Genomic DNA, 26259 nt, shown 5'->3' with positions numbered 1-26259 from the left:
CTTACTGGCGGCTTCAGCGCGCGAGGAATTCGCTGATGCGGCCGACGCCGTAGAGCAATCCGAAGCCCCAGGCGAAGGAGGCGGCCCAGTTCGCGAGCTGGAAGGCCCAGAACGGCATGGCGACGAGGCCGGCGACGATCGCGATCACCGCCCGCAGCGGCCCGAAGAAGTGTCCGATCAGGATGCTGGCAATGCCCCATTTCTCGAAGAAGGCGTGGCCGCGGTCCAGCAGTTCGGGGTTCTTGGTGAAGGGCCAGTAGTCGTGGACGCGCGGGCCGAGGACGAGCCCCGCCCAGTAGGACACCCAGAAGCCGGCACCGGCGCCGAGCGAGGCCGCCAGCGCGAGCGGCACGAGGTTGAGGCCCGAGGCCCCCGCGACGGCGCCGAAGGTGGTGAAGAACACCGTGGCCGGCACGAGCCAGGAGAGAATCGCGACGCATTCGGCGAAGGCGACCGCGAACACGATCGGTATCGCCCATTGCTGATTGGCCTGCATGAACTCGACGAGCGCCTTCATGGCTTGTTCGATGTCGGCCATGGCGTTCGGCTCGGCTCCTGCGGGGTCGGGTCGGCTCAGCCATATGGCTGCGTCAGCGGATCGATGCAAGCGGCGGGCAGCCGCATGGCGTGGCGGCGTTGCCTTCCCGGAACGATCGCCTATTAATTTCGGCGACACAGAAAAGCTGACGGCGCCGCGCAAGGCGGCCGACGAGGAAACGGATTTCATGGAGTTGCAGGATCGCCCGCATGCTCATGCGGGGGCAGCGCCGGTTTCGTCGGGGGATCCGGCGGTGGCGCTCGGCGGCATCGACATCACTTTCCATCTCGCCGATGGCGGGCGCTATCAGGCGGTCAAGGGCGTCGACCTCAAGGTCCATCCCGGCGAGTTCGTCTCGATCGTCGGGCCGACCGGTTGCGGCAAGTCCACGCTGCTCAACGCGGCGGCGGGGCTGCTGTCGCCGTCGGCAGGTTCTGTCGGCATATTCGGCAAGCCGCTCGTGGGCTTGAACCGCCGCGCCGGCTATCTCTTCCAGCAGGACGCGCTGATGCCGTGGAAAACGGCGCTGGACAACGTCAAGGTCGCGCTGGAGCCGATGGGCGTGCCCGATAGCGAGGCGGACCAGCGCGCGCGCGAATGGCTGGGCCGCGTAGGCCTGCGGACCTTCGTCGACCGCTACCCGCACATGCTCTCGGGCGGGCAGCGCAAGCGCGTCAGCCTGGCGCAGATGCTGATCCGCAACCCCGAGATCCTGCTGATGGACGAGCCCTTCGGGCCGCTCGACGCGCAGACGCGGCAGATCATGGGCAATCTCCTGCTCGACCTCTGGTCCCGCGACCGCAAGGCGCTGATGTTCGTGACGCACGACCTCGAAGAGGCGATCGCGCTGTCCGACCGCGTCGTGGTGATGTCGGCAGGGCCGGCGGCGGGGATCGTCGCGGACTACAAGGTCGACCTGCCGCGTCCGCGCGATATCGCAGACATCCGGCTGGAGAAGGCCTTCCACGAGATCCATCGCGACATTTGGACCTCGCTCCGCGTCGAGGTGCAGAAGGCTTATGCGATGGGCGAGGGCCGCGAACTCGTCGGAGGAGACGCATCGTGAGGCGGCTGAAGCTCATCTCGCTCCAGATCCTGGTGATGATCTCATTCCTGCTGTTCTGGCATGTTGCGACGACCACGAGCCTGTTCGGCGACGTCAAGACGATCCAGTTCTTCTTCTCGACGCCGGTTGCGGTGCTGACGCGGACCTTCAAGCAGCTCACCAGCGCCGACATCTACTGGCATCTCGGCATCACGCTGACCGAGACGGTGCTCGCCTTCGTCATCGGTTCGCTCGCCGGCATCCTGTTCGGCTTCGCCTTCGCGCGCCGCGAGCTGCTCTCGGCTGTGTTCGATCCCTATATCAAGGCGGCGAACGCCCTGCCGCGCGTGGTGCTGGCGCCGATCTTCGCGCTCTGGTTCGGGCTGGGCATCTGGTCGAAGGTGGCGCTGGGCTTCACGCTCGTCTTCTTCATAGTGTTCTTCAACGTCTACCAGGGCGTGCGCGAGGTCTCGCCGACGATCCTGGCCAATGCGCGCATGCTCGGGATGAACGAGCGCCAGCTCTTCAAGCATGTCTACTGGCCTTCGGCGCTGACCTGGATGTTCTCCTCGCTGCACACCTCGGTCGGCTTCGCGCTGGTCGGCGCTGTCGTGGGCGAATATCTCGGATCCTCGGCCGGGCTCGGCTACAAGATCCACGAGGCAGAGAGCGTCTTCGACGTGACCGGCGTGTTCTCGGGCATGCTGATCCTGGCGATCTTCGTCATCGCCATCGACGCGCTGGTGACGATGATCGAGAAGCGGCTCCTGGTCTGGCGGCCGGCGCAGAGCACGACGACGGTGGCCTGATGGCGGCCAAGCCCGTGGCGGAAACCGTGGCTTCCTCTTCGTCAGATCGCTAGGATCGGGGCATCGCGGGCAAGATTGGGGAGGTTCCGGTGGCCGAAACGATCAGCATCGGTGGGCTGCTCCTGGAGTTCCTGCACGACAAGGACGAAACCGAAGGCAGCGTCGACGTCTTTCGGATGACCGTGGCTCCCAAGGGGAAGGTTCCCGTGCCTCACCACCACGAGAGCTGGGACGAGACGCTCTACGGTCTCGACGGAACCTTGACGTTCACGATCGATGGTCGCGACATCGCCTTGCAACCCGGCCAGTCGGCCTTCATTCGGCGCGGCGTCGTCCACGGCTTCCGGAACGACAGCGATCGGGCGGCGAGTTGCCTCTGCATCCTGTCGCCCGGCGTACTGGGGGCCGGATATTTTCGTGAGATCGCCGGTTTGCTGGTCGGTGGCGGGCCGCCCGATCCCGCCGCGGTGAAGGAGGTCATGCTCCGCCACGGCCTCGTTCCCGCAGTGACGGCGGGCTGAGCGACGGACGGCCAAGGCCATGCGGGTCGACGCGGCGGGCACGCCGCTGTTCCGGCCGGTGGCCTTTTGGCCGTTCTACCGGCGCATTTCCGTCAGCGCCCTCTGCAAGGGAGCGGGCGAGATCTGGATAGGCCCGTCGAAGGGCGCGTCCATGTCCACGATCAGGTAGATCGCTCCGCCGATCAGAGCCGCAGCCGCGATGAAGCCCGTCATGACCACGGGGTTCCGCGGTGCCCGGAAACCGAAGATTGCGAAGATCAGGACCAGCCACGCGACGACCATCAGCATCAGCGATCGGGGCAGCGAGCCCTCGGCCTGTTCCACCAGGCTCCAGCGCAACTCGAGCGCCTTGCGGTACTGCTCGCGCATGTCGTTCCAGATCGAGAGCTGGGGATCGTGGCTCGGTTCGAGGGCGCGCAGGCGGGTTCCGACGTCCTCGAGCAATTGTTCGGAGGTCTTGTCCGAAAGCCCGCCTTCAGCAGTCCAGCGGCCGTTCGCGGCGCGCTCGGTATAGGCGAGAAGCCTCTGGCGGGTTTCGCTGGCTTCCGGACCATAGAGGAACAACATCCGGTCGAGTAGAATCAGCTCGGTGGCGTAGCGGTGAACGTCCTGGTTGACGCCATCGAACCTGCTCTTGGCCGAGGTGATCATGAGGCCGAGCACCAGGGACGTCATCACGACGAAGATGTTGGCGATGAGGTGCAGGACCTTCTGCGTATCGTCCAGCCTTTGGTGCTCCGGGAGACGCTGGTAGCAGAACAACGCGCCCAGCGAGGCTGTGGTCAGGCAGACAAACACGAATATGGCGATGCGCGCCTCGTTCATGGCCGGCCCTCGTCTTGCAATTGCAACGGGTAGACATGCGTGGACAAGCCAGACGGCACCGCCTTGTCGGCTGGCTCGGGATTCTTGCTCCCATTGTTCAATCTAGCCTATGTTCGACGGGAATGCGCGCCCGTCAGAAGCGCCAGCAGGATCCAAACCGGAGGAAAATCCATGCTCTTGTCCCGCCGCAGCGCGCTGGCCGCGCTCGCCCTTTCGACCGCGCTCGGCGCGGCGTCAAATGCGCTCGCCCAGAATGCCGAGAAGCCGAAGCTGACGCTCGGTGTCGGCGGCAAGCAACTGCTCTACTATCTGCCGCTCACCGTCGCGGAGAAGAAGGGCTTCTTCAAGGAGCAGGGCCTCGACGTCGAGATCAATGATTTCGGCGGCGGCGCCAAGTCGCTTCAGGCGCTCGTCGGTGGCTCGGTCGATGTCGTGACCGGCGCTTATGAGCACACCATCCGCATGCAGGCGAAGGGCCAGGACATCCGCGCGGTGATCGAGCTCGGCCGCTTCCCGGCGATCACCATCGCCGTGCGCAAGGATCTGGCCGACAAGGTGAAGTCGGCGGCCGATTTCAAGGGCCTCAAGATCGGTGTGACGGCGCCGGGCTCCTCGACGGCACTGACCGCGCAGTACGCCATGGTGAAGGCGGGGCTGAAGGCGACGGATGCCCCGATCATCGGCGTCGGTGCCGGCGCGAGCGCCGTCGCGGCGATCAAGCAGAAGCAGGTCGACGTGATCTCGCATCTCGACCCCGTGACATCGAAGCTCGAGGCCGACGGCGACATCGTGTCGCTGATCGACACCCGCACCGAGGCCGGCACCAAGGCGCTGTTCGGCGGGTCCAACCCGGCTGCGGTGCTCTATCTCAAGAACGATTTCGCCGAGAAGAACCCGGTCACGACACAGAAGCTGGTCAACGCCTTGATGAAGTCGCTGAAATGGCTGGAAACTGCGAAGCCTGAAGAGGTCGCGGATCTCGTGCCGGAAGAGTTCCTGCTTGGCGACAAGCCGCTCTACATCCGTGCGGTGAAGAACTCGCAGGAAAGCTATTCGCGCACCGGCATCTCCACGCCAGACGGCATGAAGAGCATGTACGATTCGCTCAAATTGCTCGATCCTGAGTTGACTAATTCCAATGTCGATCTGTCGAAGACCTTCATCGATAGCTTTGCCAAGAAGGCGGCATCCGGCTCTTGACGCGATGCGTCTGATCTAGAACTGTCATTCGACGTCGCTCGCGACCTCTATCCATTGCATGCTGTGGGAGTTCGCGCCTTGGGGGGCATATGAGCGGCGAGACAGCATTTCTCGATGGCGGTGGCGACATGGCCGCCGCCATCCGCGCATATGACTGGGCGGCGAGCCCGCTCGGGCCGATCGGTTGCTGGCCTTCCGCCCTGAAGACCGCCGTCGCCATGATGGTCAACTCGCGCTTCCCGAAATGCATCGCCTGCGGCGCGGATCTGATCACCATCCACAACGATGCGTTCGGTTTTATCCTTGGCAACAAGCCCCCGGCGCTCGGACGCTCCTTCCGCGATGTCTGGCTGGAAGTCTGGGACGAGATCAGCCCGATGGTCGCCAGGGCGTTCGCCGGCGAGGCGACCTTCGTCGAAGACTTCCCTCTGACGATCAACCGCTACGGCCATCCCGAGGAGGCCTGGTTCACGGCCTGTATCAGTCCGATCCGCGACGAGAACGGCCAAGTCCTCGGCATGATCGATACAGTCATGGAAACGACCGCCAAGGTGCAGGCCGAGCGCAATGGCCGGCTGCTCAATGCCGAGCTCGCCCATCGCATGAAGAACACGCTGGCGATGATCGCGGCAATCGCCAACCAGACCTTCCGCTCGGCGGAGACCCTCGAAGAGGCGCAGTCTGTCCTGAGCGAGCGCATCGCCACGCTCGGCGAGGCGCATTCCATTCTGACCCAATCGAGCTGGAGCAGTGCGCCGATCCGCGCGGTCGTCGAAGGGGCGCTGGCGCCGCATCGCCCCGGCCTTGGCACGGTCCGCATCGAGGGACCGCTGTTGCGACTGCCGGCCGATCAGGCGATGACCCTGGCACTCGCCGTCAACGAACTCGCGACCAACGCGGTGAAATATGGCGCGCTCTCGGTGGAGGCAGGGGAGGTTGCGATCGGCTGGTCGACCGGCCGGCCGCAGAGCGAGGACGCGTTCCGCTTCGAATGGGTGGAGAAGTGCGGGCCGCCCGTCGTCAAGCCCAGACGTCAGGGGTTCGGCTCGCGGCTGGTCGAGCGCGTGATGGCTCAGAAATTCCACGGCGAGGTCGAGCTCGACTACCGGCAGGAGGGCCTCCGTTACGTGCTGGCCACGACGATGGTACACGTAGCGCCACATGAGTGATCGCCTCGGAGGGCGATGCTCCGCTCCGCGCCGTCGTGACGACATGTGCCCCGCGCTTGGCGGCGGCCGGTCCTCTTCCTGATGCAAGGCTCGCTACTGCACGCTGGACTTGCGGCCAGCTCGGCGCGAAACTGGGGCTCTGACGTAAGGAGAGGCGACATGACAGAACGCGCCGCCGTCGAAGCCTTGATCCGCGATGCTTATGCTGCCCGCCATCGTGGCGATCTCGATGCCCTGATGGAATACCTCCACCCCGATTGTAGCTATCGGCTCGCCGGTGGACCGCAGGCGGCCGAGGTCTTTGCCGAGCCGGACGGGCATTCCGCCGTGCGCGACCAGATGGCGGGGCTGATGGCCACCTATGTCTTCAGCAATATCGAGGAGTTGTCGCTGACGGTCGATGGCGACAAGGCGACGTTCCACTGGCGCGCCGATGTCGAATGCAAGCCGACTGGCCGCACCGGCTCCTTCGAGATCATGGATGCCTTCACCATTGCCGACGGCAAGGTGAAGAGCGTGACGCAGTTCACCGACACGGCCGGTGTGGCGCGGCTGTCGATGCCCTAGCCTACGCTGATCGGGGACATCACCGCTTTCGATTTGCGCCTCGCGCCGGAGCCGTTAGGTTCGCGCCCACACGCGAACGGGGTATCGCTTCGGACCATGAACATTCTCTCGATCCAGTCCCACGTCGCCTATGGCCATGTGGGCAACGCCTCCGCGACCTTTCCGATGCAGCGGCTCGGTGTCGATGTCTGGCCGATTCATACGGTGCAGTTCTCGAATCACACCGGCTACGGCAACTGGAAGGGTCGGGTCTTCGATGGCGGCATGATCGACGAGGTGATGGAAGGCATTGCCGAGCGCAATGTGCTCGCCAGCTGCGACGGCGTGATTTCCGGCTATATGGGCTCCGCCGATATCGGCCATGCGATCCTCTCCGCGGTCGAGAGGGTGCGGGCAGCCAATCCCAAGGCGCTCTATTGCTGTGACCCGGTGATCGGCGATGTCGGCCGCGGTGTCTTCGTGCGGCCCGGAATCCCTGAATTCATGCGCGAGCAGGCCGTTCCGGCCGCCGATATCGTGACGCCCAACCAGTTCGAGCTGGAGCTTCTGACCGATATCGAGATCAAGAGCATTGCCGATGCGCATCGCGCCGTGGAGGCGCTGCGCGATGCCGGGCCGAGGGTGGTGATGGTGACCTCGCTCGTCACCGAGGAGACACCGGCCGACTCGATCGACTTGATGGCGGCGGATGCGAAGGGCAGCTGGCGGGTGCGCACGCCGAAGCTCGATGTCAGCGTCAACGGCGCGGGCGATGCGATCGCGGCGCTGTTCTTCACCCATTACCTGCGCGAGGACTCGGCTGCTGCGGCATTGTCGAAGGCGTCGTCCTCGATCTACGGCCTGCTGAAGCGCACCAAGGAGGCGGGCTCACGCGAGATCCTGACCGTGGCGGCGCAGGATGAATTCGTGACGCCCTCGCAGGTCTTCGAGCCGCAGGCGATCTGACGCCGATGGAGCGGATTTCCCTTAGCCCTCATCCTGAGGAGCGCCGCCAGGCGCGTCTCGAAGGATGCTTGAGGAGGCTCTGGAACCATCTGGAGCATCCTTCGAGACGCCGCTTCGCGGCTCCTCAGGATGAGGGCTGGGAGAAGGTCCTCCGATGAAGCTGCGTGTCGGGACTTTCAATGTCGAGAACCTGCTGACGCGCCACCGCTTCGAGCCGGGCGGGCGTACCGAAACGGCGGCGGCGATGTCGCTGTTCCACTTTCCACGCTCCGACGAGCGCGACGCGGTCGAGCGTTCTCTCGCGGTGGCGCTGGAGGACGACAAGCGCCAGATGACGGCGCTCGCCATCGCCGAAGCGCAGGCCGATCTATGGATGCTGCAGGAGGTCGACTCGCTCGCGAGCCTGCAGGCCTTCTTCGCGAACTATGTCCATCGCATCGCCGACCACCGCTACGGCCATTTCACGCTGATCGACGGCAATGACCGGCGAGGCATCGATATCGGCTTTGCGGCGCGGCGCGACCTGTTCGGGCCGGGGCAGGTGACGGTGCGCTCGCACAAGGACCTGACCTTCGCCGAGGCCGGCGTGCATGATCGCGAACTCGCCATGCTCGGCATCGGGCCACACGGGAAGGTCTTCGCGCGCGACTGCCTGGAGGTCGAACTGGCCGTCGACGGAAGGCGGCTCAGCTTGTTCGGTTGCCACTTCAAGTCGATGAACAATGGCCGCGAGGACGGGCGCGAGGTGACGCTGCCGGTGCGCCGTGCCGAGGCGCGGGCGGTCCGATGGCTGATCCAGCAACGCTTCGGCGGCGGCTGGCGCGAGACGAACTGGATCGTGCTGGGCGATCTCAACGGCTACCGCTACGGCCTCGGGCCGCTGGCCGAGCGAGTCGATGAGGGCGCCAGCGGCATCGAGCCCTTGCTGGATGATTTTGCCGTCGATCCGCTGGATGCGCTGCCGGCGCATGAGCGCTGGACGCATTTCAGGCGCTACTGGTCAGAGGGCCAGGAGAAGCTCGTCGACAGCCATATGCCGCTCGACCACATCCTGCTGTCCCCGGCTCTGGCGGCGGCCAATTCGACGCCCGCCATGCAGATGATCCGGCGCGGCCTGCCGTACCGCGTGCCGCTCGACCCGCGCGAGCCGGACCGCTCGATGGCGCGGCTGGCGACCTGCGCCGATCGCTATCCGCGCGTTGGCTGGGACCGGCCCAAGGCGTCCGACCATTGTCCGCTCACCATCGACCTCGACATCCCGGCAGGGTGACCCCAAGGAGGCACGGATGAAACGCCGCTTCGTCACACTCGACGTCTTCACCACGCATCGCCATGCCGGCAATCCGCTGGCGGTGGTGCTTCAGTCCGAGGGATTGGATACGGACGCGATGCAGGCCATCGCCAAGGAATTCAACCTGTCGGAGACGGTCTTCGTCTCGCCGCCCGAACGGCCGGGGCACCGTGCCTCGGTGCGCATCTTCACGCCAGGTTCGGAACTGCCCTTCGCCGGCCATCCGACGGTCGGCACCGCGGTCTGGCTTGCGCTCACCGACCATGCCGCGGGCGTGCCTGCCGATATGCTGGTACTGGAGGAAACGATCGGACCGGTTTCCTGCGCAGTCGAGGTCACCGGCAGCCATGCCGGCCATGCCATCTTCACCCTGCCGCGTCTGCCCGAGCAGGTGGGGGAGGCGGCGACTGCCGGCGCGATCGCGGCAGCACTCGGGCTTCAGTCCAGCGATCTCGGCTTCCTAGCCTATCGGCCGGCGGTCTATTCCGCCGGTGTGCCCTTTCTCTGCGTGCCCGTCTCGACGCGGGAGGCCGTAGGCCGGGCTAGGCCGGAAGCCGCGCATTGGCAAGCGGCGGTCGGCACGGGCGGCGCCTTCCTCTACAGCGCCGAGACGGCCGAGGCGGGGAATGCCTTCCATGCCCGCATGTTCTGGCCGGGGACCGGGATCGGCGAGGACCCGGCGACGGGCGGCGCGGTCGCGGCGTTCGCTGGTGCCGTCATGGCCTATGGCAAGCCGGATGACGGCGACCATCGCTTCGTCGTCGAACAGGGCTACGAGATGGGCCGGCCCTCGCAGATCGCGCTGGAACTGAGCGTCCGGAACGGCGCACTCGTCTCGGCGCGCATCGGCGGTTCGGCCGTCGTGGTCAGCGAGGGCGTATTGCTGTGAACGACGGCGTCGAGAACGGCACGATCGTCCGGCTGTCGAGGGTCGATGCCAAGGTCGAGCCTTATGACTGGGGCTTTGCCCGCGAAAATGCCGGGAATATCGAGGCGCATTGGGCGAAGATAAGCGCCGGGAAGCCCGCGATGTTCAACGGCCGCATCATGCTCCAGCACCGCGCCGCCATCCGCGACGGCGTGTTCGAGGCCGGTTATTTCGAGACCGACTATGCCGCCTTCATGACCTGGCGCGATGTTGGCTATCCCGGCCCTGTGATCCGCAACGGCTTTGCCATGGCGGCGCTTCGGGCCAACGATGGCGCCTTCCTCTGCGGGAAAATGGGCGAGCACACCGCCAATGCCGGCAAGGTCTATTTCGCCGCCGGCACGCCCGACCGCGAGGATACACGCCCCGACGGCAGGCTCGACCTCGCCGGCAGCGTCACCCGCGAACTCGCGGAGGAAACGGGCTTGAGCGTCGAGGAGCTCAGCGTGGGTGAGGGTTGGACGGCGCTGATCGAACAGGGGCGCATCGCCTTCATGCGCGAGGTCGGAATCGACCTGCCAGCGGATGCAGCGCGCGCGCTGATGCTGGGGCGGATGAAGCACCTCGTGGAGGAAGAGCTCTCCGACATCGTGATCGTGCGCGATCTCGCCGAGACCGAAAAGCACGACATGCCGCCCTTCATGCGCCGCTATCTCGCACATATCTTCGACGGCGACTGATCCCGCCCGCCCTGCGAAAGTAACCCGATGAGCTCTGCCGACACCGCCTATCCGGAAACCCTGTCACTGCCGGCGGAGAACCCCTTCGCCACGCGCTGGGAAACGCCGTTTCGGCTGCCGCCTTTCGCCGCGATCAAGCCGGAGCATATTCGCCCGGCTTTCGATGCGGCGCTCGACAAGCACAAGGCGGAGGTCGCGGCGATCGTCGGAGACGAGGCTGAGCCCGACTTCGCCAACACCATCGAAGCGCTGGAACGGGCAGGGCGTGCGCTCAGCCGCGTCGGCGGCGTGTTCTACAACCTGACCGGTGCCGATACGAACGAGGCGCTGCAGGCGATCGAGCGCGAGATGTCGCCGATCTCCGCGCGGCACTGGTCGGCGATCATGATGGATGAGGGGCTCTTCGCCCGCGTCGATGCCGTCAACGCCAAGCGCGATACGCTCGGCCTCGGCGCCGAGCAGGCGCGGCTCTTGGAACGGACCTATAAGGGCTTCATCCGCTCGGGTGCCAAGCTTGCGCCTGAGGACAAGAAGCGGCTCGCCGCCATCAATGAGCGGCTGGCGGCGCTCGGCACGCAGTTCAGCCAGAACGTGCTGAAGGACGAATCCTCCTATGCGCTGTTTATCGAGGACGAGGCCGGGCTCGCCGGCCTGCCGGAGTTCCTGAAGGCGGCGATGGCGCGCGCGGCGGCCGATCGCGGCAAGCCCGGCCAGCACGCGGTGACGCTGTCGCGCTCGATCATCGAGCCCTTCCTGACCTTCTCGACCCGCCGCGACCTGCGCGAGGAAGCCTTCATCGCCTGGAGCAAGCGCGGCGAGAATGGCGGCGAGAGCGACAACCGCGCCATTGTCTCCGAGATGGTGAAGCTCAGAGCCGAGAAGGCGAAGCTGCTGGGCTATCCGACCTTCGCGCATTTCAAGCTCGACGACGCCATGGCGAAGACGCCTGAGCATGTCCGCGGCCTTCTGGAACTGGTCTGGAATCCGGCCAAGGCGCGCGCCGCGCGCGAGGCGGCCGATCTCGCGGCTCTCGCCCAGGATGAGGGCGAGAACGGTCCGATCCGCCCCTGGGACTGGCGCCACTATGCCGAGAAGGTCAGGCAGAAGACCTATGCGCTCGATGAAACCGTGCTGAAGCCCTATCTACAGCTCGACCGCATCAGGCAGGCTGCCTTCGACGTTGCCGGCAAGCTCTTTGGGCTTTCCTTCGCCGAGCGGCCGGAACTCGCCGGCTATCACCCGGATGTCCGCATCTTCGAGGTGACGGAAGCCGCGACCGGGCGCCATATCGGCCTGTTCATCGGCGACTACTTCGCCCGTTCCTCGAAGCGCTCCGGCGCCTGGATGAGCGCCTTCCGCGGCCAGCGCAAGCTCGACGGCGAGACCCGGCCGATCATCGTCAATGTCTGCAATTTCGCCAAGCCGGCGGAGGGCAAGCCCGCGTTGCTCTCGCTCGACGATGCGCGCACGCTCTTCCACGAGTTCGGCCATGCGCTGCACGGGCTGCTCTCGGATGTAACCTATGGCTCACTCGCCGGCACGGCGGTGGCGCGCGATTTCGTCGAGTTGCCGTCGCAGCTCTACGAGCACTGGTTCCTGACGCGCGAGGTGATGCGGGACTATTGCCTGCATGCGGAGACCGGCGAGCCGATCCCGGAGGCCCTGATCGAGAAGATCGAGAAGGCGCAGACGTTCAATCAAGGGTTCTCCACCGTGGAATACACCTCCTCGGCGCTGGTCGATCTCGCCTTCCACTCGCTGGAGGAGCCGGCGGAGGTCGATCCGCTCGCCTTCGAGGCGGCGGAACTCGCGCGCATCGGCATGCCCAACGAGATCATGATGCGCCACCGCACGCCGCACTTCACCCATGTCTTCTCGGGCGATGGCTATTCGGCCGGCTACTACAGCTATCTCTGGTCGGAGGTGATGGACGCCGACGCCTTCAACGCCTTCATCGAAACGGGCGATGTGTTCTCGGCCCAGGTCGCCGAAAAGCTGAAGCGCTACATCTATTCGGCGGGCGATACGCGCGATGCGGCCGAGGCTTATACGCTCTTCCGCGGCCGGCTGCCGACTCCGGATGCGCTGCTGGAGAAGCGGGGGCTGGCGGCCTGAGCGGGAGCATCTCGAACCGGCGCGCTCAGGGCGGAAACGAGCCCTGAGCCTCGGTCTGGACAAGGACTGCAGCACTTTTGTCGAGCGCCTCGATCGTCCAGACGTAGCGATGTTTCTGCCCCGTTGGAGGGCAGGGGCCGACATAGCGGACAGCCCCCTGCGCCACGCGCCCCTTGCCGTCATAGGCGACCGTCGAGCCGCCATGCCGGAAATTGGGCGCGTCGGTGTCGCGCATGGCAAAGCGCAGGCTCGTCGTGCCCTTCGGAGCGTTACGGACCGTGAAGGCTGGCGAGATTCCGCCGCAGGCGCCTATTCCCTTCCAGGAAAATGAGGCGGAGAAGGCGAAGGCGGATGCCGGAACGCCGAGCATGGCTGCTGCGACGGCGGCAGTTGCTAGCAGGCGTTTCATGGCCGTGTCCCTTCAGTCAGGCCTGAGCTGCTGTCTCAGCCAGGATAGCCGAATCTCGCTTTCGTCGCATGGATCTGACTGATTGCGCCGGCGTCGTTGCCCGCCGCGCAGGTCGAGCGGGCGCGCGAAATCTCGCCGCTGACCCGGTCATGCACGCCCTTGGTCGTATGCCCAGTGGCGAGATCGTTGTCCATCACCGCCTGGAAGCGCTCGACCTCGCCAGAACAGCCCGTGCCCGTCGGCATGCGGAAGCTGCTGGGCGTCACGCCCGGCGCAGCCTGTTCCGGCGGCGGGGCAGGGGGCGCGCTGACCGTCGAAGTCTGGCAGGCCGATAGCAGGACGGCGGAGAGTGCAAGGACGGGCAGATGACGCATCGGAAAGCTCCGCGGAAACAAGACCGCCCGACGATGTCTGATTCTCGGGAGCAGTGAAATCGCGCCGTCCGATCGGCCGCCTATTGCGGCATGTTGACGGTAAGATAGGGCGCGGTGGCCTTCTCGTTGGGGCCGACGATCGCCGGGACCTTATGGGAGACGGGCTTCAGACTCTTGAGATAGGCGGCCAAGGCTGAAGCATCCGCTTCGGTGAGCTTGGCGTAGCTCTGATAGGGCATGGCCGGCGCGAGGACGCGGCCGTCGGGCCGGGCTCCCTGACGGACAGCCTTGACGATGTCGGCCTCGGACCAGGAGCCCAACCCCGTTTCCTTGTCCGGCGTGAGATTGGGCGGAAAGAAGGTGCCGAGGCCCGGAATGTGAAAGCCTACCTCGGACCCCGCGAGCCGCCGTTGCATATCGGGCTTACCGAGAAAGATGCCCGGCGTATGGCAGCCGGCGCAGTCCATGATGCTCGCCAGGTATTCGCCGCGCCGCAGCTTCTCCTGCGACGGTGCCGTTTGCGCTGTGAGCGCTGTGGGCACCGAAAGACCGATGACGATGAGCACGCCGAAGATCGTCTGCTGCATGATTGCCTCCCTGACGTTTCGTGCGGCCGTTCCCGCTGCACCGATCTGTTCGAGCAGTCGGTCATCGTTGTAGTGCGTGACGTTAGGGAATGCTTAGCATTGCTCTCATGTCGGAGAAAGGACCAAAGACTCGGCGAAGTTGGGCCTATGCGCGCTCCGGCATGAAGAACGCCAGCACCGTGAATCCGGCAGCCGCTCCGGCCGCCAGCCAGATCGCGTCGAGGCCGATGCGGCTATGGGCGGCGGCTCCGACGACCGCGCCGCTGAGCAGGCCGAGCCAGAGCACGAGATGGCGCAGGAAAGCGAGCTTCGGCCCGCCGAGCAGGGCGCCGGCGAGGCGCTGCCCCATCTTCACCAGCGTGCCGGTCATGTAGGTCAGGCCGATCGTGACCTCGCCGTCGCGCTGGAAGACCGAATTCTCCGCGCCCATCGCCAAGGCGAGCATGCCGGCCGCGGCCGTACTGAGCCCGATGGTGTCGAGGCTGGCTGCGAAGATCAGGACCGCGGTGACGAAGGCGAGCACCGCCGCCTTTCGCTGTTGCCTGCCGAAATGGCCGATGAGCGAGCCGCAGACCACGCCGAGGACGAAGAGGCCGAGGATCGTCGCGGCCAGAACGATGCCGCCGGCATGGCGCCCGGCCAGTTCGATGCCAAGGCGGGTGGTGTTGCCGGTCATGAAGGAGACGAAGAAGCCACTGAGGCTGAGGAAGCCGAGCGCATCGACGAAACCGGCGAGGCCGGTGAGGCCGAAGGCGAGCCCGATGGCGGGGCGGTCATAGCGCATCATCGGCGCGGGTCTCCGGCAGCAAGAGGCCGGTTTCCAGCATGGCGCGACCGCCGGCCGAATCGCGCCGCGCCAGCATAATCCACAGATCGCCTCTGTCATTTGACGCGCGTGCATAAGACACATGCTTGCGCTCGACACCTGCTTTCGGTTACATCCTGTCCCGTCGATTTGAGGAACGCCCGTGGTTTCGACCGCCCGCCATGACCTGACGAAGGACTGCGCCACTGCGCAGGCTGTCAGCATGTGCGCACGCGCTCCCCTCGCACGCGCTTCGTTCTCGCTTCCTGGCCTCCTTCTCCTTAGCTGCCCCTGAGGGCCGGCCGGGCATGCTGCCTGGGCGCTCAGGGGAGTGACGAGAAACGCCGACAGCAAACCCAGCGCCCGCCTTTTCCGATCTCGCGGCGCACCGAAACCGGAAGCAGACCATGACCAATCCGACCCAGAACAGCTCCTCCAAAGAGCGCGTGCTGATTTTCGACACCACCTTGCGCGACGGCGAACAGTGCCCCGGCGCCACCATGACCTTCGAGGAGAAGCTGGAGATCGCCGAGGCGCTCGACGTGATGGGCGTCGACATCATCGAGGCCGGCTTCCCGATCGCCTCGAACGGTGATTTCGAGGCCGTCTCGGAGATCGCTCGCAGGTTGAAGCGCGCCACGGTCGCCGGCCTCGCCCGGGCCATCAGCACCGACATCGCCCGCGCCGGCGAGGCGGTGCGCCATGCGGTGAAGCCGCGCATCCACACCTTCGTCTCGACTTCGCCGATCCATCTGGAGCACCAGATGCGCAAGAGCCAGGAGCAGGTGCTGGAGATCATCACCGCGACCGTGACGCAGGCGCGCAATCTGGTCGACGATATCGAGTGGTCGGCGATGGATGCCACACGCACGCCGATCGACTATCTCTGCCGCACGGTCGAAGCTGCGATCCGGGCCGGTGCGACCACGATCAATCTGCCCGACACGGTCGGCTACGCGACGCCGGACGAGTATCGCGCCATGTTCAAGGCGGTGCGCGAGCGCGTGCCGAACGCGGACAAGGCGATCTTCTCGGCGCATTGCCATAATGACCTGGGCCTGGCCGTCGCCAATTCGCTGGCGGCGATCGAGGGCGGCGTCCGGCAGGTCGAGTGCACGGTCAACGGCATCGGCGAGCGCGCCGGCAATGCCGCGCTGGAGGAGGTCGTGATGGCGCTGCGCGTACGAGGCGACGTGCTGCCCTACGACACCGGCATCGACGCGACGCAGTTGATGCGCGTCTCGAAGGCGGTATCGAGCGCCTGCTCCTTCCCGGTGCAGTACAACAAGGCGATCGTCGGCCGGAACGCCTTCGCCCATGAGAGCGGCATCCACCAGGACGGCATGCTGAAGAACAACACCACCTACGAGATCATGACGCCGGCCTCGGTCGGCGTGACCAAGACCTCGCTGGTGATGGGCAAGCATTCCGGCCGCGCCGCCTTCCGCTCCAAGCTGAAGGAGATGGGCTACGATCTCGGCGACAATCAGCTGGAAGACGCCTTCACCCGCTTCAAGGCCCTGGCCGACCGCAAGAAGCATGTCTATGACGAGGATATCGAGGCGCTGGTCGACGAGAACATCGCAACCGCCCATGACCGCATCAAGCTGGAATCGCTCACGGTGATCGCGGGCACGCGCGGCCCGCAGCGTGCGACCATGAAGCTCGATGTCGAAGGCCGGCATGTTACCGAGGAGGTTGAGGGCAACGGCCCGATCGACGCCATCTTCAACGCGATCAAGGCGATCGTGCCGCATGAGGCCGGGCTGGAGCTCTACGACGTCCACGCGGTGACCGAGGGCACGGACGCCCAGGCCGAGGTGACGGTGCGCCTCTCGCGCGACGGCTCTTCCGTCAGCGGGCGCGGCGCTGATCCCGATACCCTGGTGGCTTCGGCCAAGGCCTATCTGGCTGCGCTCAACAAGCTGATCGCCCGCGGCGGGCGCCTGCACGCGCAGGCGGCGGAGTAAGTTCAAGAACGTCGTTCTCGGGCGGCACGAAGTGCCGGCCCGAGAATCTCCGGAGGCGAAGAATTCCGGAGCCTCGCTCCGCAGGGGACCCTCGCGTCAAGCCCTGGCATGACGTCGGCCGCCTCTGGATTCCGGTGGATGACGCCAGCGCGATCTGGCGCTGGCCTGCCTCTTGCCCTCATCTGCTCTTCCGGTGCGGTCGCCCCCCGGCGACCCTGGGGAGCGATGCCGATGGGCTATTTTCCGAACTGGACCCTGAAGACTTCCGGCGCAGTGATGCCGGACGAGCGGCTGCCGACAGGGCAGACGATCATCGCCGGCTTGCAGCATGTCGTCGCCATGTTCGGCTCGACGGTGCTGGCACCGGTGCTGATGGGCTTCGACCCGAATGTCGCGATCTTCTTCTCGGGCATCGCGACGCTGCTGTTCTTCGTCATCACGCGCGGGCAGCTGCCGAGCTATCTCGGCTCCTCCTTCGCCTTCATCGGCGTCGTCATCGCGGCGACGGGCTATGCCGGCTCCGGTCCCAATCCGAACATCGGCGTCGCGCTCGGCGGCATCATCGCCTGCGGCGCGGTCTATGCGCTGATCGGCCTGATCGTGCAGGGCGTCGGAACGAACTGGATCGAGAAGCTGCTGCCGCCGGTGGTGACCGGTGCGGTCGTGGCGGCGATCGGCCTCAACCTGACCTCGGTCGCGATCAATATGATCTCGGCGAGCCCCTACACCAAATGGCTCGCGCTGTTCACGGTGGTCGCGGTGGCGCTGGTCGCGGTCTACGGCCGGGGATTGCCGCAGCGCCTGCCCATCCTCATCGGCGGGCTCGCTGCCTATATCCTCTATGCGCTGACGGCGCCGAGCTTCGGCGCACCGCCGATCGACTTCGGCAAGATCGGCGCGGCCGCTTGGTTCGGCCTGCCGCATTTCGTGGCGCCGGTCTTCGACATGAAGGCGATGACGCTGATCGTGCCGGTCGCGATCATCCTGGTCGCGGAGAATCTCGGCCACATCAAGGGCATCTCGGTGATGACCGGGCGCAATTTCGACCACCTGATTGGCCGTGGCTTCTTCGCCGACGGGCTGGGCACGATGATCGCCGGCTCGGGCGGCGGCACGGGCGTGACCACCTATGCCGAGAACATGGGCGTGATGGCGGTGACGCGAGTCTATTCGACGCTGGTGTTCGTCGCCGCCGGCATCATTGCGCTGGCTCTCGGTTTCTCGCCGAAGTTCGGCGCGGTGATCGGCACGATTCCCGTCGCGGTGCTTGGCGGCCTCGCGGTCGTGGTCTTCGGCCTCATCGCCGCCACCGCCGGCCGCATCTGGGTGGAGAACAAGGTCGACTTCTCCGAGCCGAAGAATCTGATCACCGTCGCGACGGCTCTGATTCTGGGCGCCGGCGATCTGAAGCTGCCGATCTTCGGCTACGAGCTCGGCGGAATCGGCACCGCGACCTTCGGCGCGATCGTGCTCTACCACCTGCTGAACCGCCGCGCGGCGTGATAATCCACAGCTCGGTGGGACCTTTCCCGCCGAGTTTGAAAAATCTGTCACAGACGGGTGGACAGGGGGCGGGGCCTTTGCTACACGCCCCCTGCCTGACGCGGCTGACGCCGCCGAACGGCAACGCTTCGTGGCGTATGGGTGATTAGCTCAGTTGGTAGAGCAGCTGACTCTTAATCAGCGGGTCGTAGGTTCGAGCCCTACATCACCCACCACGGTTTTCCTGGACATCGTTGGATAGCCACTTCGCGGGCCGAGCAGCCATGCGGTTGCTTCGCCGGATTCGCGGCTGTGCTATCGTCGCGTCACGGCGCCTGCGGAGCGAACGGCATCTTGGACGAACTCGAATTGATGCTTCGGCTGCTGGCCGGCCTCGTCGCGGGCGTGGCGGTCGGCTGGCAGAGGACCCTTCACCGCAAGAGTGCGGGGCTGCGCACCTTCGGCCTGGTGGGAATCGGTACGGCAGCGGCTGCGAGCCTGTTCAGCGAGACGCTCCATCCCGATGCGGCGAGCCGCGTGGTTCAGGGTGTGCTGACCGGCATCGGCTTTCTCGGCGCCGGCCTTATCATCCACCGCGATCGCGAGATGACGCCGCACGGGCTGACCACGGCGGCGGCGATCTGGGTGACGGCGGCGCTGGGGTGCTCAGCCGGGCTGGGGAAGTGGCCGGTGACGCTGACAGCGACGGCTCTGGCACTCGTCCTGCTGGCCCTCGATCATTCGCTGGAACGTAGGCTCCAGGGTCGCGCTACGCCGCCCGAGCGTAACGGGGACGGAGGTCCCTCGCCGGACTGAGTGGGCGGCTACGCCTGCCCCATCGCTGCACCGCGGAGCCTTTCGGCGGCTCGGGCGTTTCTGTCTGAAAAGGACAGGTTTCGCATGATGCAGTTCAACAACGGCCTGAAGGCCGCACCCGGCAATACCCCGGCCATCCCCGATCCGCCTCCGGAGGCGCCACCGTTGACGCCCGGCAATGTTCCGCCGGCACCGCCGGTCGAGTCGCCGCCGGACGAGGAACCCCAGGGCATCCCGACCGAACCGCCGCCGGAGTTTCCGCCTAACGCGCCGCCGGAAGCACCTCCGGCGACACCCATCGATCTCCCACCGGGGCGCGATCCGCGTCAGCCGCAGGAGTAGGCCTCAAGGGCGAGTACTAGACCGCCGGTGCGTCGCCCGAGCCGATATCCCAGTAGAGACCGGCCATGGCGGTCAGGCCCTCGCGGGCGATGGCGACCGGCAGATGCTCATCCGGCGCGTGCTGCGAACAGCCGGGATAGGAATGCGGCACCCAGATGGTACGCAGCGCCAGGATATCCGCGAAGATGTCGTTCGGCAGCGATCCGCCGAGATTGGGCAGCAGGGCCGGCTTCTTGCCGGTGCTTTCGGCGATCGAGGCCAGGGCGAAATCGACCCAGGGATCTTCCGGGTCGAGGCGCGTCGCGCCGAAGATCTCGGAGCGGCTGAGCGAAACCTCGACCATGGGGAAGTTGTGGCGCTGCAGATGCCGCTTCAGCGCCGGCACGACATCATTCTGGTCGATGCCGACGACGAAGCGCAATTGGCAGCGCGCCCAGGCGCTCGGCGGCACGGCGTTGACCGGCGTCTCGGGCACGCCGGACTTCATCGCCAGCACGTCGAAGGAGCACCAGCCGAAGACCTGCTCGGCCGGCGTCAGACCGGGCTCGCCCCAGTTCGGATCGATCGCCGGGCCGTCCGGCCCACCGTCGATCTCGCAGCCGATCAGCGCCTTGCGCACCGCCGGCGGCAGTTCCTTGGGCACCCATTCATGAATACGGATCTGTCCGCTCGGCGAGGTGATCGAGGCAATGGCGTGGGCGAGCTGGATCGCAGGGTCGGAGAGGATGCCGCCCCAGTTGCCAGAGTGATGCCCGCCCTCGCGGGCATTGATCGAGAGGTCGAAGGTGACGCCGCCGCGCGCGCCGAGAAAGACGGTCGGGCGCTCGGCATTGAGCCGCGGCCCATCCGAGGCGATCAGGACGTCGGCCTTGAACAGATCCTTCTCTTCGCTGCAGAGCTCGCGCAGGCCCGGCGAGCCGGACTCCTCGCCCATCTCGATCAGGTATTTGGCATTGAAGCCGAGTTTGCCGCGCGTCTCCAGAACGGCGCTGAGCGCGCTGAGGTTGATCAGGTGTTGGCCCTTGTTGTCGACGACGCCGCGGCCATACCAGCGGCCTTCGCGCTCGACGAGCTTCCAGGGCGAGAGGCCCTCACTCCATTGCGCGTCGAGGCCGCGGATCACATCGCCATGGCCGTAGCCGAGGATGGTCGGCAGGGCCGGGTCCTCGATGCGCTCGGCATAGAGGAAGGGGCCGCGCGCCTTCGGATGGGTCAGGGTGCGGCAGGTGAAGCCGAGCGATTCGAGCAGGGGCTGCATCTCCTGCTCGAGATATTCGCCGAGGACGGGGGCGCGGTCCGGGTTCTGGCTTTCGGTGGGGATCGCGACGAGGCGGCCGAGGTCACTCTTCATTCGGCCTGAATCGAAATAGTCCTGAGCTTTCGCGATCGCTTGCGCGCGGGTCATGGTCGTAAGGTCTCCCGGATTTATGGCCGGCACAGTGCCGGTGGACGCGCGGTTGCGCCAGTGCCAAGAGAGCCGGGCGCGCCATGCCCGCCGGGCAGGGCGGGGCGCCCAGACACCGATGAGGATCTTCCTTTCCGCATGACGTTCACCCCGCATCCGCACCAGCTCGTCGCCCGCGATGCGATCCTGGCCGCGCGAGGGAAGGGGGCCGCCGGCTTCCTGCTCGGCGACCTCACCGGCCTCGGCAAGACGCTCTCGGCCTGGCTCGCGCTCTCGGCGATGCCGGAGGAGGACGTGCTGGTGATCTGCCCGAAAGGGGCGATCCCGCAATGGCGGCGGACCATGGCGCTGTCAGGCCTGCCGGCGAAGCGCGTGACGCTGATGAATTTCGAGAAGACGAAGTCGTTGCTCGCCCCAGTCGCTGACAGCCGGAAACGCTCGGCGCGGGCGAAGAACAATGAACTCGCGAAGCATGGCCGGCCGAAGCGAGTCTGGCCGCTTGTCGTGATCGACGAAGCCCACCGCATCCGCAATCCCAATTCGCAGCAGGGGCTGGTCTGCCGGCAGATGGCCGAAGCGGCCGATTTCACCATCTATATGAGCGCGACGGCAGGCCAGTCGCCGCACGAGCTGTCCTATCTCGCGCCGTTGCTGGCGAAGGCGGCCGGCATGCCGACCGCCGATCTCGACGGCTTCCGCACCCTGATGAAGCGGCTGAAGATCGGCAGGGCCAAGGGCCGCTGGAAGAACTGGAGCTGGGAGCCGAACGAGACCGACCGCAAGGTGATGGCCGATCTGCTCTATCGCGGCGCGAACGCCATCGGCCTGCGCCGCCGGCCCGAGGAGATCGCCGGCTGGCCGGAAGTGCAGCGCGAGCTCGCCCCCGTCGCGTTGGATAGTGCCGCGCGCAAGCTCTACGAGGCGACCTGGCGGGAGTTCCGCAAGGAGCTGGGCTTGGCCGGCGGCTCGACGCGCAAGCCGCAGGGCTGGGCCGCCGATCTGCGCTTCCGGCAGAAAGCCAGTTTGCTCCGCATCGCCGGCACGGCGGATTTCTGCGAGGATTTGCTCGGGAATGACGAGCAGGTGGCGATCTCGGTCGCCTTCCTTGAGACCAGCGCGATTTTGGCCGAGACGCTGAGAGGGCGCGGCTGGCGAGTCGGCGAAATCAATGGCGAGCGCTCGGGCGCGCAGAACGAAGAGACCCGCATCGCCTTCCAGACCGGCGCGCTCGACGCCGTGATCTTCACCGTCACCGAGTCGATCTCGCTGCATCGCGGCGAAATGCCGGGCGGCGAGCGGGAGCGGGCGCTGGTGGTCCACGACATGCGCCACAGCGCCATCCAGCTGCAGCAGATCGAGGGTCGCTGCCATCGCGACGGCCAGCACGCGACGATCTTCTACACCTATGCCGAGGATACGGTGGAGGAAGCGATCGCCGGCACGGTGATCCAGCGCATGGCGGCGATGGAGGGGCTGGCGGGAGACGACACGCGGATGCTCGAGGCGATCGCGGGCATCGTCGAGGCGCGCACGGCGGCCTGAAGAAACGGCTCAGTTGCGGGGTGCGTTGGCGTCGTCCCGCGCGCGCTCGCCCAGCCCCTTCGCACCCTCGATGGTCGAGCCGGCCAGCCGGGTGACGGCGTTCCAGGCTTCGCGCGTATAGGCGCCCTGATGCGCCACGGCATCATAGCCGATGACCAGCACGAGTATGATCAGCAACAGGCGGAACACGGATGGGCCTCCCTTTCCCCGCTCATCAACGTGGCGGGAGGAGCGGAGGTTCCGGGGAACGCGCCATTCTCGGGCGCAGCGCAGCGTAGATCCGAGAATCTCAGGACCGGAGGGAGCTGGTTTCCGAGATGCTCGGGTCAAGCCCGAGCTGAGGGCGCCGCAGTGAGCCGTGCTCAGCCTGCCGGCAGCAATTCCTTGAGACGCAGCAGCGTGATCTTCTCGACCTGCGCCAGTGCCGTTGCGAATTCCTGCGCGGGCGTGTTCTTCAGCCTCTCTTCGAAAGCCGCCAGAATCTGAGCCTTGGTGGCGCCCTTCACTGCCATGATGAAGGGAATGCCGAAGCGGGCCTTATAGGCCTCGTTCAGGGCGGTGAAGCGCACGCGCTCGTCGCTGGTCAATCGATCAAGCCCCGCCGAAGACTGTTCCTGCGTCGATTCCTCCGTCATCTCTCCGGCCGCAGCAAGCTTCCCGGCGAGATCGGGATGGGCGTTGAGCAGAATCTTCTGCCGCTCGGGCAAGGCCTTGCGCATCGCCGCGACCATCGCGGCATGCAGGCCCTCCGCGGTATCCTGCGCCGCGCCGAGCCCGGTGTCGTAGGTCGCCTCGGCGATCCAGGGCGAATTCTCCCAGACGCGGCCGAAGACTTCGACGAAGAGTGCCTTGGGCAGCTTCGAGGGCATATAGCCGCCCGCCGGGGGGTGCGTCCTGACCCAGTGGCGGGCGATGTCGAGTCGGGTCGCGACCCAGACCCGGTCATGGCTCTTCACGTAGTCGAGAAAGCGGGCGAGTGCCGCGGCCCGGCCCGGACGGCCCACGAGGCGGCAATGGAGGCCGATCGACATCATCTTCGGAGCCGTCTCGCCCTCGGCATAAAGCGTGTCGAAAGAGTCCTTGAGGTAGGTGAAGAACTGCTCGCCGGTGTTGAAGCCCTGCGGCGTGGCGAAGCGCATGTCGTTGGCGTCGAGCGTATAGGGCACGGCCAGCTGCGGACCCTTTTGACCCGCGAGCCAGTAGGGCAATTCGTCGGAATAGACATCTGCGGTGTAGAGGAAGCCGCCTTCCTCCATCGTCAGGGGGATCGTGTTCTCGGACGTGCGGCCCTGATAGCAGCCGAGCGGCCGTTCCCCGGTAAGCTCGGTCTGGATGCGGATCGCCTCAAGAATGTCGGCGCGTTCGCGCTCCCTGGGAGTGTCGCGATAGTCGATCCATTTCAGGCCGTGGGTCGCGATCTCCCAGCCGGCCTCCTGCATCGAGTCGACGATCTCGGGATAGCGCGCCAGCGCGCTGGCGACGGCGAAAACGGTGACCGGCAGGTTGCGCTCCGTGAACATGCGCCAGAGCCGCCAGTAGCCGGCGCGCGAGCCGTATTCATAGATCGACTCCATGTTCATATGGCGCTGGCCCGGCCAAGGGGCCGCGCCGACGATCTCGGACAGGAAGGCTTCCGAGGCGGCGTCGCCGTGGAGGATGCAGTTCTCGCCGCCTTCCTCGTAGTTGATCACGAACTGGACGGCGATGCGCGCCTCGCCCGGCCAATGCGGGTGAGGGGCATTGCGGCCATAGCCCTTCATGTCGCGCGGATAGGTCGTCTGGGTCATGAGGTCTAGCTGCCGCGATAGGTGGAGTAGCTCCAGGGCGAGGCCAGGAGCGGGACGTGATAGTGCCCTTCCGGCTCGGCGATGCCGAAGCGGATTGGGACGAGATCGAGAAAGGCGGGCTCGGGCAGGGCGCTGCCCAGATCGCGGAAATAGGCGCCGACCGCGAAGCTCAGTTCATAGCTGCCCGGCTGGAGCGTCCCGGAGAGCAGCGGGCCATCGGTGCGGCCGTCGGAATTGGTCACGGCCTGGGCCAGCCGCTCGCGCGAGCCGTCGGGATGCAGCCGTTCCAGCGTGATCGCGACACCGGCGGCAGGGCGGCCATTGACCGTGTCGAGCACATGCGTCGAGAGGCGTCCCATTCCCTGCCGTTCTCCTGAAAGCACCGCCGTCCGGCGCGCATCGATTCCGGAACCCTGTCGTTCTGCGCAACTGTAGAGCGCCATGCGGGAAAATCGATATCGGCTTTTGCGATAAGATCATGTTCCCGGATGTCAAATCTCGGGCGATTTCGGACCCGGCGAAAGCGGGTTAGCTTGGTGGTGCCGGAGCGGCATCCTCCGGATTCGGGATCACCACCAACCCTCGCGGAGCGCAGCGCCATGCTCGAAGCCTATCTGATGGAATGGGGCGGCATGATGCTGCGCTGGCTCCATGTCATCACGGCGATCGCCTGGATCGGTGCCTCCTTCTTCTTCATCCATCTCGACGCCTCGCTGAAGCCGGCTGCGGACATTCCGGTCGGCACAGGCGGGCGCGCCTGGCAGGTCCATGGCGGCGGCTTCTACGAGATGCGCAAATACATGGTGGCGCCGGCCGTGATGCCGGCCGAGCTGACCTGGCACAAATGGCAGAGCTACTGGACCTGGATCTCCGGCTTCTTCCTGTTGGTCTGGGTCTATTACGCGCAGTCGGAGCTCTATCTGATCGATCCGGCGGTGATGCAGCTTTCGCCCTTCGCTGCCGGCGCCATCGGCATCGCCGCGCTCGTCGCCGGCTGGGTGATCTACGACCTGATGTGCAGGTCGCCGCTCGGCCGGCATGACGTCCTGCTCGGGCTCATCGGCTTCGGCTATGTCGTCGCGGCGAGCTGGGCCTTCGCCAACGTCTTCTCCGGGCGCGGCGCGCTCATCCATACCGGCGCGCTGATGGCGACGATCATGACCGCCAACGTCTTCTTCAACATCATGCCGGGGCAGCGGAAGGTCATCGCGGCGCTGGTCGCCGGGCAGACGCCCGATCCGAAATACGGCAAGGCCGCCAAGCAGCGCTCGACGCATAACAACTACATCACCCTGCCGGTGCTGTTCCTGATGCTGTCGAACCACTATCCGGTGACCTATGCCAATTCGGCGGTGATCCCGCTGCTGGTGGCGCTGGTGATCGTCGCCGGCGCGCTGATACGGCATTTCTTCAATGTCCGGCACGGCGACCATGCGAAATCGCCCTGGTGGTGCTGGGCAGTGGCGATCCTGGCGCTCTGGCTCGCTTTCTGGGTGGCGATGTCGTCCTCGCCTGGCGGGCGCGAGCAGCTCGGCCTGAAGCCGCGGGAGGTGCCGAAACCTGTCCTGATGGCCGGCATGACGCTGCCGCCGGCCGAGGTCTCCAACATCGTGACCGGGCGTTGCGCCATGTGCCATGCGCCCGAGCCATCCTGGCCCGGCATCCAGATCGCGCCGAAGGGTGTGTTGCTGCACGAGCCCGAGCAGATCGCCGTCCACGCCCGCGCCATCCGCACGCAGGCCGTGATGACCCATGCGATGCCGCCGAACAATCTTTCCGGCATGACGCCGGCCGAGCGTCAGGCATTGGCAGGCTGGCTTGCCGCTGCCGCGCGCTGATCTGCCGCCGCCGTCATGCTCGCCCGCGTGGCGAGCCTCCACGTCTTGAACACGGCCTTTGACCAACGAAGACGTGGATGGTCGGGACGAGCCCGACCATGACGGGGATGGCGCTTTGGGGAGCCGTGACAGCGACATAGTCACCCGGATTTCCGCTTTCTTCAGATTGTCCGGAGCTTCGCTCACGGCTGCGTGATTGCGTTCAGATTCGGTTCAGGTGCGCGACAGCAAGGTCCACTCACTGACAGGGCTGGAGACAGGATCCCAGA

At 66.0% G+C, this 26259-nt stretch carries 27 protein-coding genes and 1 tRNA gene; 18 read left to right on the top strand and 10 right to left on the bottom strand.

Features of this window, described 5'->3' with window-relative positions; translation table 11 throughout:
- Positions 1-13 precede the first annotated feature (13 nt).
- Positions 14-538: a DedA family protein gene (locus AC1DE3_RS01970; RefSeq protein ID WP_441513772.1), complete on the bottom strand. Its 525-nt coding sequence runs from the start codon at positions 536-538 to the stop codon at positions 14-16.
- A 187-nt stretch (positions 539-725) separates the two neighbouring features.
- Between AC1DE3_RS01970 and AC1DE3_RS01965 the strand changes: the two genes are divergently transcribed.
- From AC1DE3_RS01965 to AC1DE3_RS01955, 3 genes are all read left to right on the top strand, one after another.
- A complete protein-coding gene (locus AC1DE3_RS01965; protein ID WP_476779134.1) occupies positions 726-1604 on the top strand; it encodes an ABC transporter ATP-binding protein in 879 nt (292 codons plus the stop codon).
- Positions 1601-2392 (top strand): ABC transporter permease, encoded by a 792-nt coding sequence (locus AC1DE3_RS01960; RefSeq protein ID WP_476779135.1) that lies wholly within the window; start codon positions 1601-1603, stop codon positions 2390-2392. Before AC1DE3_RS01965 ends, AC1DE3_RS01960 begins: the two co-directional genes overlap by 4 nt.
- 89 nt (positions 2393-2481) lie before the next feature.
- Positions 2482-2913 (top strand): cupin domain-containing protein, encoded by a 432-nt coding sequence (locus AC1DE3_RS01955; RefSeq protein WP_476779136.1) that lies wholly within the window; start codon positions 2482-2484, stop codon positions 2911-2913.
- Between the two features lie 75 nt (positions 2914-2988).
- Here AC1DE3_RS01955 and AC1DE3_RS01950 read toward each other — a convergent pair whose 3' ends face one another.
- Positions 2989-3738, bottom strand: coding sequence for a bestrophin-like domain (locus tag AC1DE3_RS01950; RefSeq protein WP_476779137.1), 750 nt, complete (start codon positions 3736-3738; stop codon positions 2989-2991).
- A gap of 177 nt (positions 3739-3915) precedes the next feature.
- On the opposite strand from AC1DE3_RS01950, the gene AC1DE3_RS01945 reads away from it, so the two are divergent.
- The 8 genes from AC1DE3_RS01945 (at position 3916) to AC1DE3_RS01910 (ending at position 12633) form a co-directional block, all read left to right on the top strand.
- Complete coding sequence (locus AC1DE3_RS01945; protein WP_476779354.1) at positions 3916-4938, top strand: ABC transporter substrate-binding protein; 1023 nt, start codon at positions 3916-3918, stop codon at positions 4936-4938.
- Between the two features lie 89 nt (positions 4939-5027).
- Positions 5028-6107, top strand: a complete 1080-nt coding sequence (locus AC1DE3_RS01940) for a sensor histidine kinase (RefSeq protein ID WP_476779138.1) — start codon at positions 5028-5030, stop codon at positions 6105-6107.
- Between the two features lie 159 nt (positions 6108-6266).
- Positions 6267-6674: a nuclear transport factor 2 family protein gene (locus tag AC1DE3_RS01935; protein WP_476779139.1), complete on the top strand. Its 408-nt coding sequence runs from the start codon at positions 6267-6269 to the stop codon at positions 6672-6674.
- 96 nt (positions 6675-6770) lie between these two features.
- Positions 6771-7619 carry a pyridoxal kinase PdxY gene (gene pdxY, locus AC1DE3_RS01930; protein ID WP_441513765.1) on the top strand — a complete coding sequence of 283 codons (849 nt, stop codon included), beginning with the start codon at positions 6771-6773 and terminating at the stop codon, positions 7617-7619.
- Between the two features lie 154 nt (positions 7620-7773).
- Positions 7774-8889, top strand: coding sequence for an endonuclease/exonuclease/phosphatase family protein (locus AC1DE3_RS01925; protein WP_476779140.1), 1116 nt, complete (start codon positions 7774-7776; stop codon positions 8887-8889).
- A 16-nt stretch (positions 8890-8905) separates the two neighbouring features.
- Positions 8906-9799, top strand: a complete 894-nt coding sequence (locus tag AC1DE3_RS01920; protein ID WP_476779141.1) for a PhzF family phenazine biosynthesis protein — start codon at positions 8906-8908, stop codon at positions 9797-9799.
- Positions 9796-10518: an NUDIX hydrolase gene (locus AC1DE3_RS01915; protein WP_476779142.1), complete on the top strand. Its 723-nt coding sequence runs from the start codon at positions 9796-9798 to the stop codon at positions 10516-10518. Before AC1DE3_RS01920 ends, AC1DE3_RS01915 begins: the two co-directional genes overlap by 4 nt.
- A 27-nt stretch (positions 10519-10545) precedes the next feature.
- Positions 10546-12633, top strand: a complete 2088-nt coding sequence (locus tag AC1DE3_RS01910; RefSeq protein WP_476779143.1) for a M3 family metallopeptidase — start codon at positions 10546-10548, stop codon at positions 12631-12633.
- Between the two features lie 25 nt (positions 12634-12658).
- Here AC1DE3_RS01910 and AC1DE3_RS01905 read toward each other — a convergent pair whose 3' ends face one another.
- From AC1DE3_RS01905 to AC1DE3_RS01890, 4 genes are all read right to left on the bottom strand, one after another.
- Positions 12659-13042, bottom strand: a complete 384-nt coding sequence (locus AC1DE3_RS01905) for a YbhB/YbcL family Raf kinase inhibitor-like protein (protein WP_476852017.1) — start codon at positions 13040-13042, stop codon at positions 12659-12661.
- A 35-nt stretch (positions 13043-13077) separates the two neighbouring features.
- Positions 13078-13416: a hypothetical protein gene (locus AC1DE3_RS01900; protein WP_441513759.1), complete on the bottom strand. Its 339-nt coding sequence runs from the start codon at positions 13414-13416 to the stop codon at positions 13078-13080.
- Between the two features lie 80 nt (positions 13417-13496).
- A complete protein-coding gene (locus AC1DE3_RS01895) occupies positions 13497-14003 on the bottom strand; it encodes a c-type cytochrome (protein ID WP_441513758.1) in 507 nt (168 codons plus the stop codon).
- 145 nt (positions 14004-14148) lie between these two features.
- Positions 14149-14790: a YoaK family protein gene (locus tag AC1DE3_RS01890; protein ID WP_441513757.1), complete on the bottom strand. Its 642-nt coding sequence runs from the start codon at positions 14788-14790 to the stop codon at positions 14149-14151.
- A gap of 425 nt (positions 14791-15215) precedes the next feature.
- Here AC1DE3_RS01890 and AC1DE3_RS01885 point away from each other — a divergent pair, with 425 nt between their 5' ends.
- From AC1DE3_RS01885 to AC1DE3_RS01865, 5 genes are all read left to right on the top strand, one after another.
- Positions 15216-16778 (top strand): 2-isopropylmalate synthase, encoded by a 1563-nt coding sequence (locus AC1DE3_RS01885; protein WP_476852016.1) that lies wholly within the window; start codon positions 15216-15218, stop codon positions 16776-16778.
- Positions 16779-17003: 225 nt separating this feature from the next.
- Positions 17004-18281, top strand: a complete 1278-nt coding sequence (locus AC1DE3_RS01880; RefSeq protein WP_476779146.1) for a solute carrier family 23 protein — start codon at positions 17004-17006, stop codon at positions 18279-18281.
- Between the two features lie 139 nt (positions 18282-18420).
- Positions 18421-18496 (top strand) — tRNA-Lys (locus tag AC1DE3_RS01875).
- 118 nt (positions 18497-18614) lie between these two features.
- Positions 18615-19076, top strand: coding sequence for an MgtC/SapB family protein (locus AC1DE3_RS01870; protein WP_476779147.1), 462 nt, complete (start codon positions 18615-18617; stop codon positions 19074-19076).
- 84 nt (positions 19077-19160) lie between these two features.
- Positions 19161-19418: a hypothetical protein gene (locus AC1DE3_RS01865; RefSeq protein ID WP_476779148.1), complete on the top strand. Its 258-nt coding sequence runs from the start codon at positions 19161-19163 to the stop codon at positions 19416-19418.
- Between the two features lie 16 nt (positions 19419-19434).
- Here AC1DE3_RS01865 and AC1DE3_RS01860 read toward each other — a convergent pair whose 3' ends face one another.
- Positions 19435-20823 carry a M20 family metallopeptidase gene (locus AC1DE3_RS01860; protein ID WP_476779149.1) on the bottom strand — a complete coding sequence of 463 codons (1389 nt, stop codon included), beginning with the start codon at positions 20821-20823 and terminating at the stop codon, positions 19435-19437.
- Between the two features lie 138 nt (positions 20824-20961).
- Between AC1DE3_RS01860 and AC1DE3_RS01855 the strand changes: the two genes are divergently transcribed.
- Positions 20962-22365: an SNF2-related protein gene (locus AC1DE3_RS01855; RefSeq protein WP_476779150.1), complete on the top strand. Its 1404-nt coding sequence runs from the start codon at positions 20962-20964 to the stop codon at positions 22363-22365.
- 9 nt (positions 22366-22374) lie between these two features.
- Here AC1DE3_RS01855 and AC1DE3_RS01850 read toward each other — a convergent pair whose 3' ends face one another.
- The 3 genes from AC1DE3_RS01850 to uraH form a co-directional block, all read right to left on the bottom strand.
- The gene (locus tag AC1DE3_RS01850) at positions 22375-22554 is read right to left on the bottom strand and encodes a hypothetical protein (protein WP_476852015.1); all 180 of its coding nucleotides are present in this window, start codon (positions 22552-22554) and stop codon (positions 22375-22377) included.
- A 173-nt stretch (positions 22555-22727) separates the two neighbouring features.
- The gene (gene puuE, locus AC1DE3_RS01845; RefSeq protein WP_476779152.1) at positions 22728-24152 is read right to left on the bottom strand and encodes an allantoinase PuuE; all 1425 of its coding nucleotides are present in this window, start codon (positions 24150-24152) and stop codon (positions 22728-22730) included.
- A gap of 5 nt (positions 24153-24157) precedes the next feature.
- A complete protein-coding gene (uraH, locus tag AC1DE3_RS01840) occupies positions 24158-24511 on the bottom strand; it encodes a hydroxyisourate hydrolase (protein ID WP_441513748.1) in 354 nt (117 codons plus the stop codon).
- A gap of 240 nt (positions 24512-24751) precedes the next feature.
- Here uraH and AC1DE3_RS01835 point away from each other — a divergent pair, with 240 nt between their 5' ends.
- Positions 24752-25990 (top strand): urate hydroxylase PuuD, encoded by a 1239-nt coding sequence (locus AC1DE3_RS01835; protein WP_476852014.1) that lies wholly within the window; start codon positions 24752-24754, stop codon positions 25988-25990.
- Positions 25991-26259: the final 269 nt, after the last annotated feature.

Source organism: Allobosea sp. 10L417 (assembly GCF_056395485.1).
This window is presented reverse-complemented; position numbering and strand designations above follow the sequence as displayed.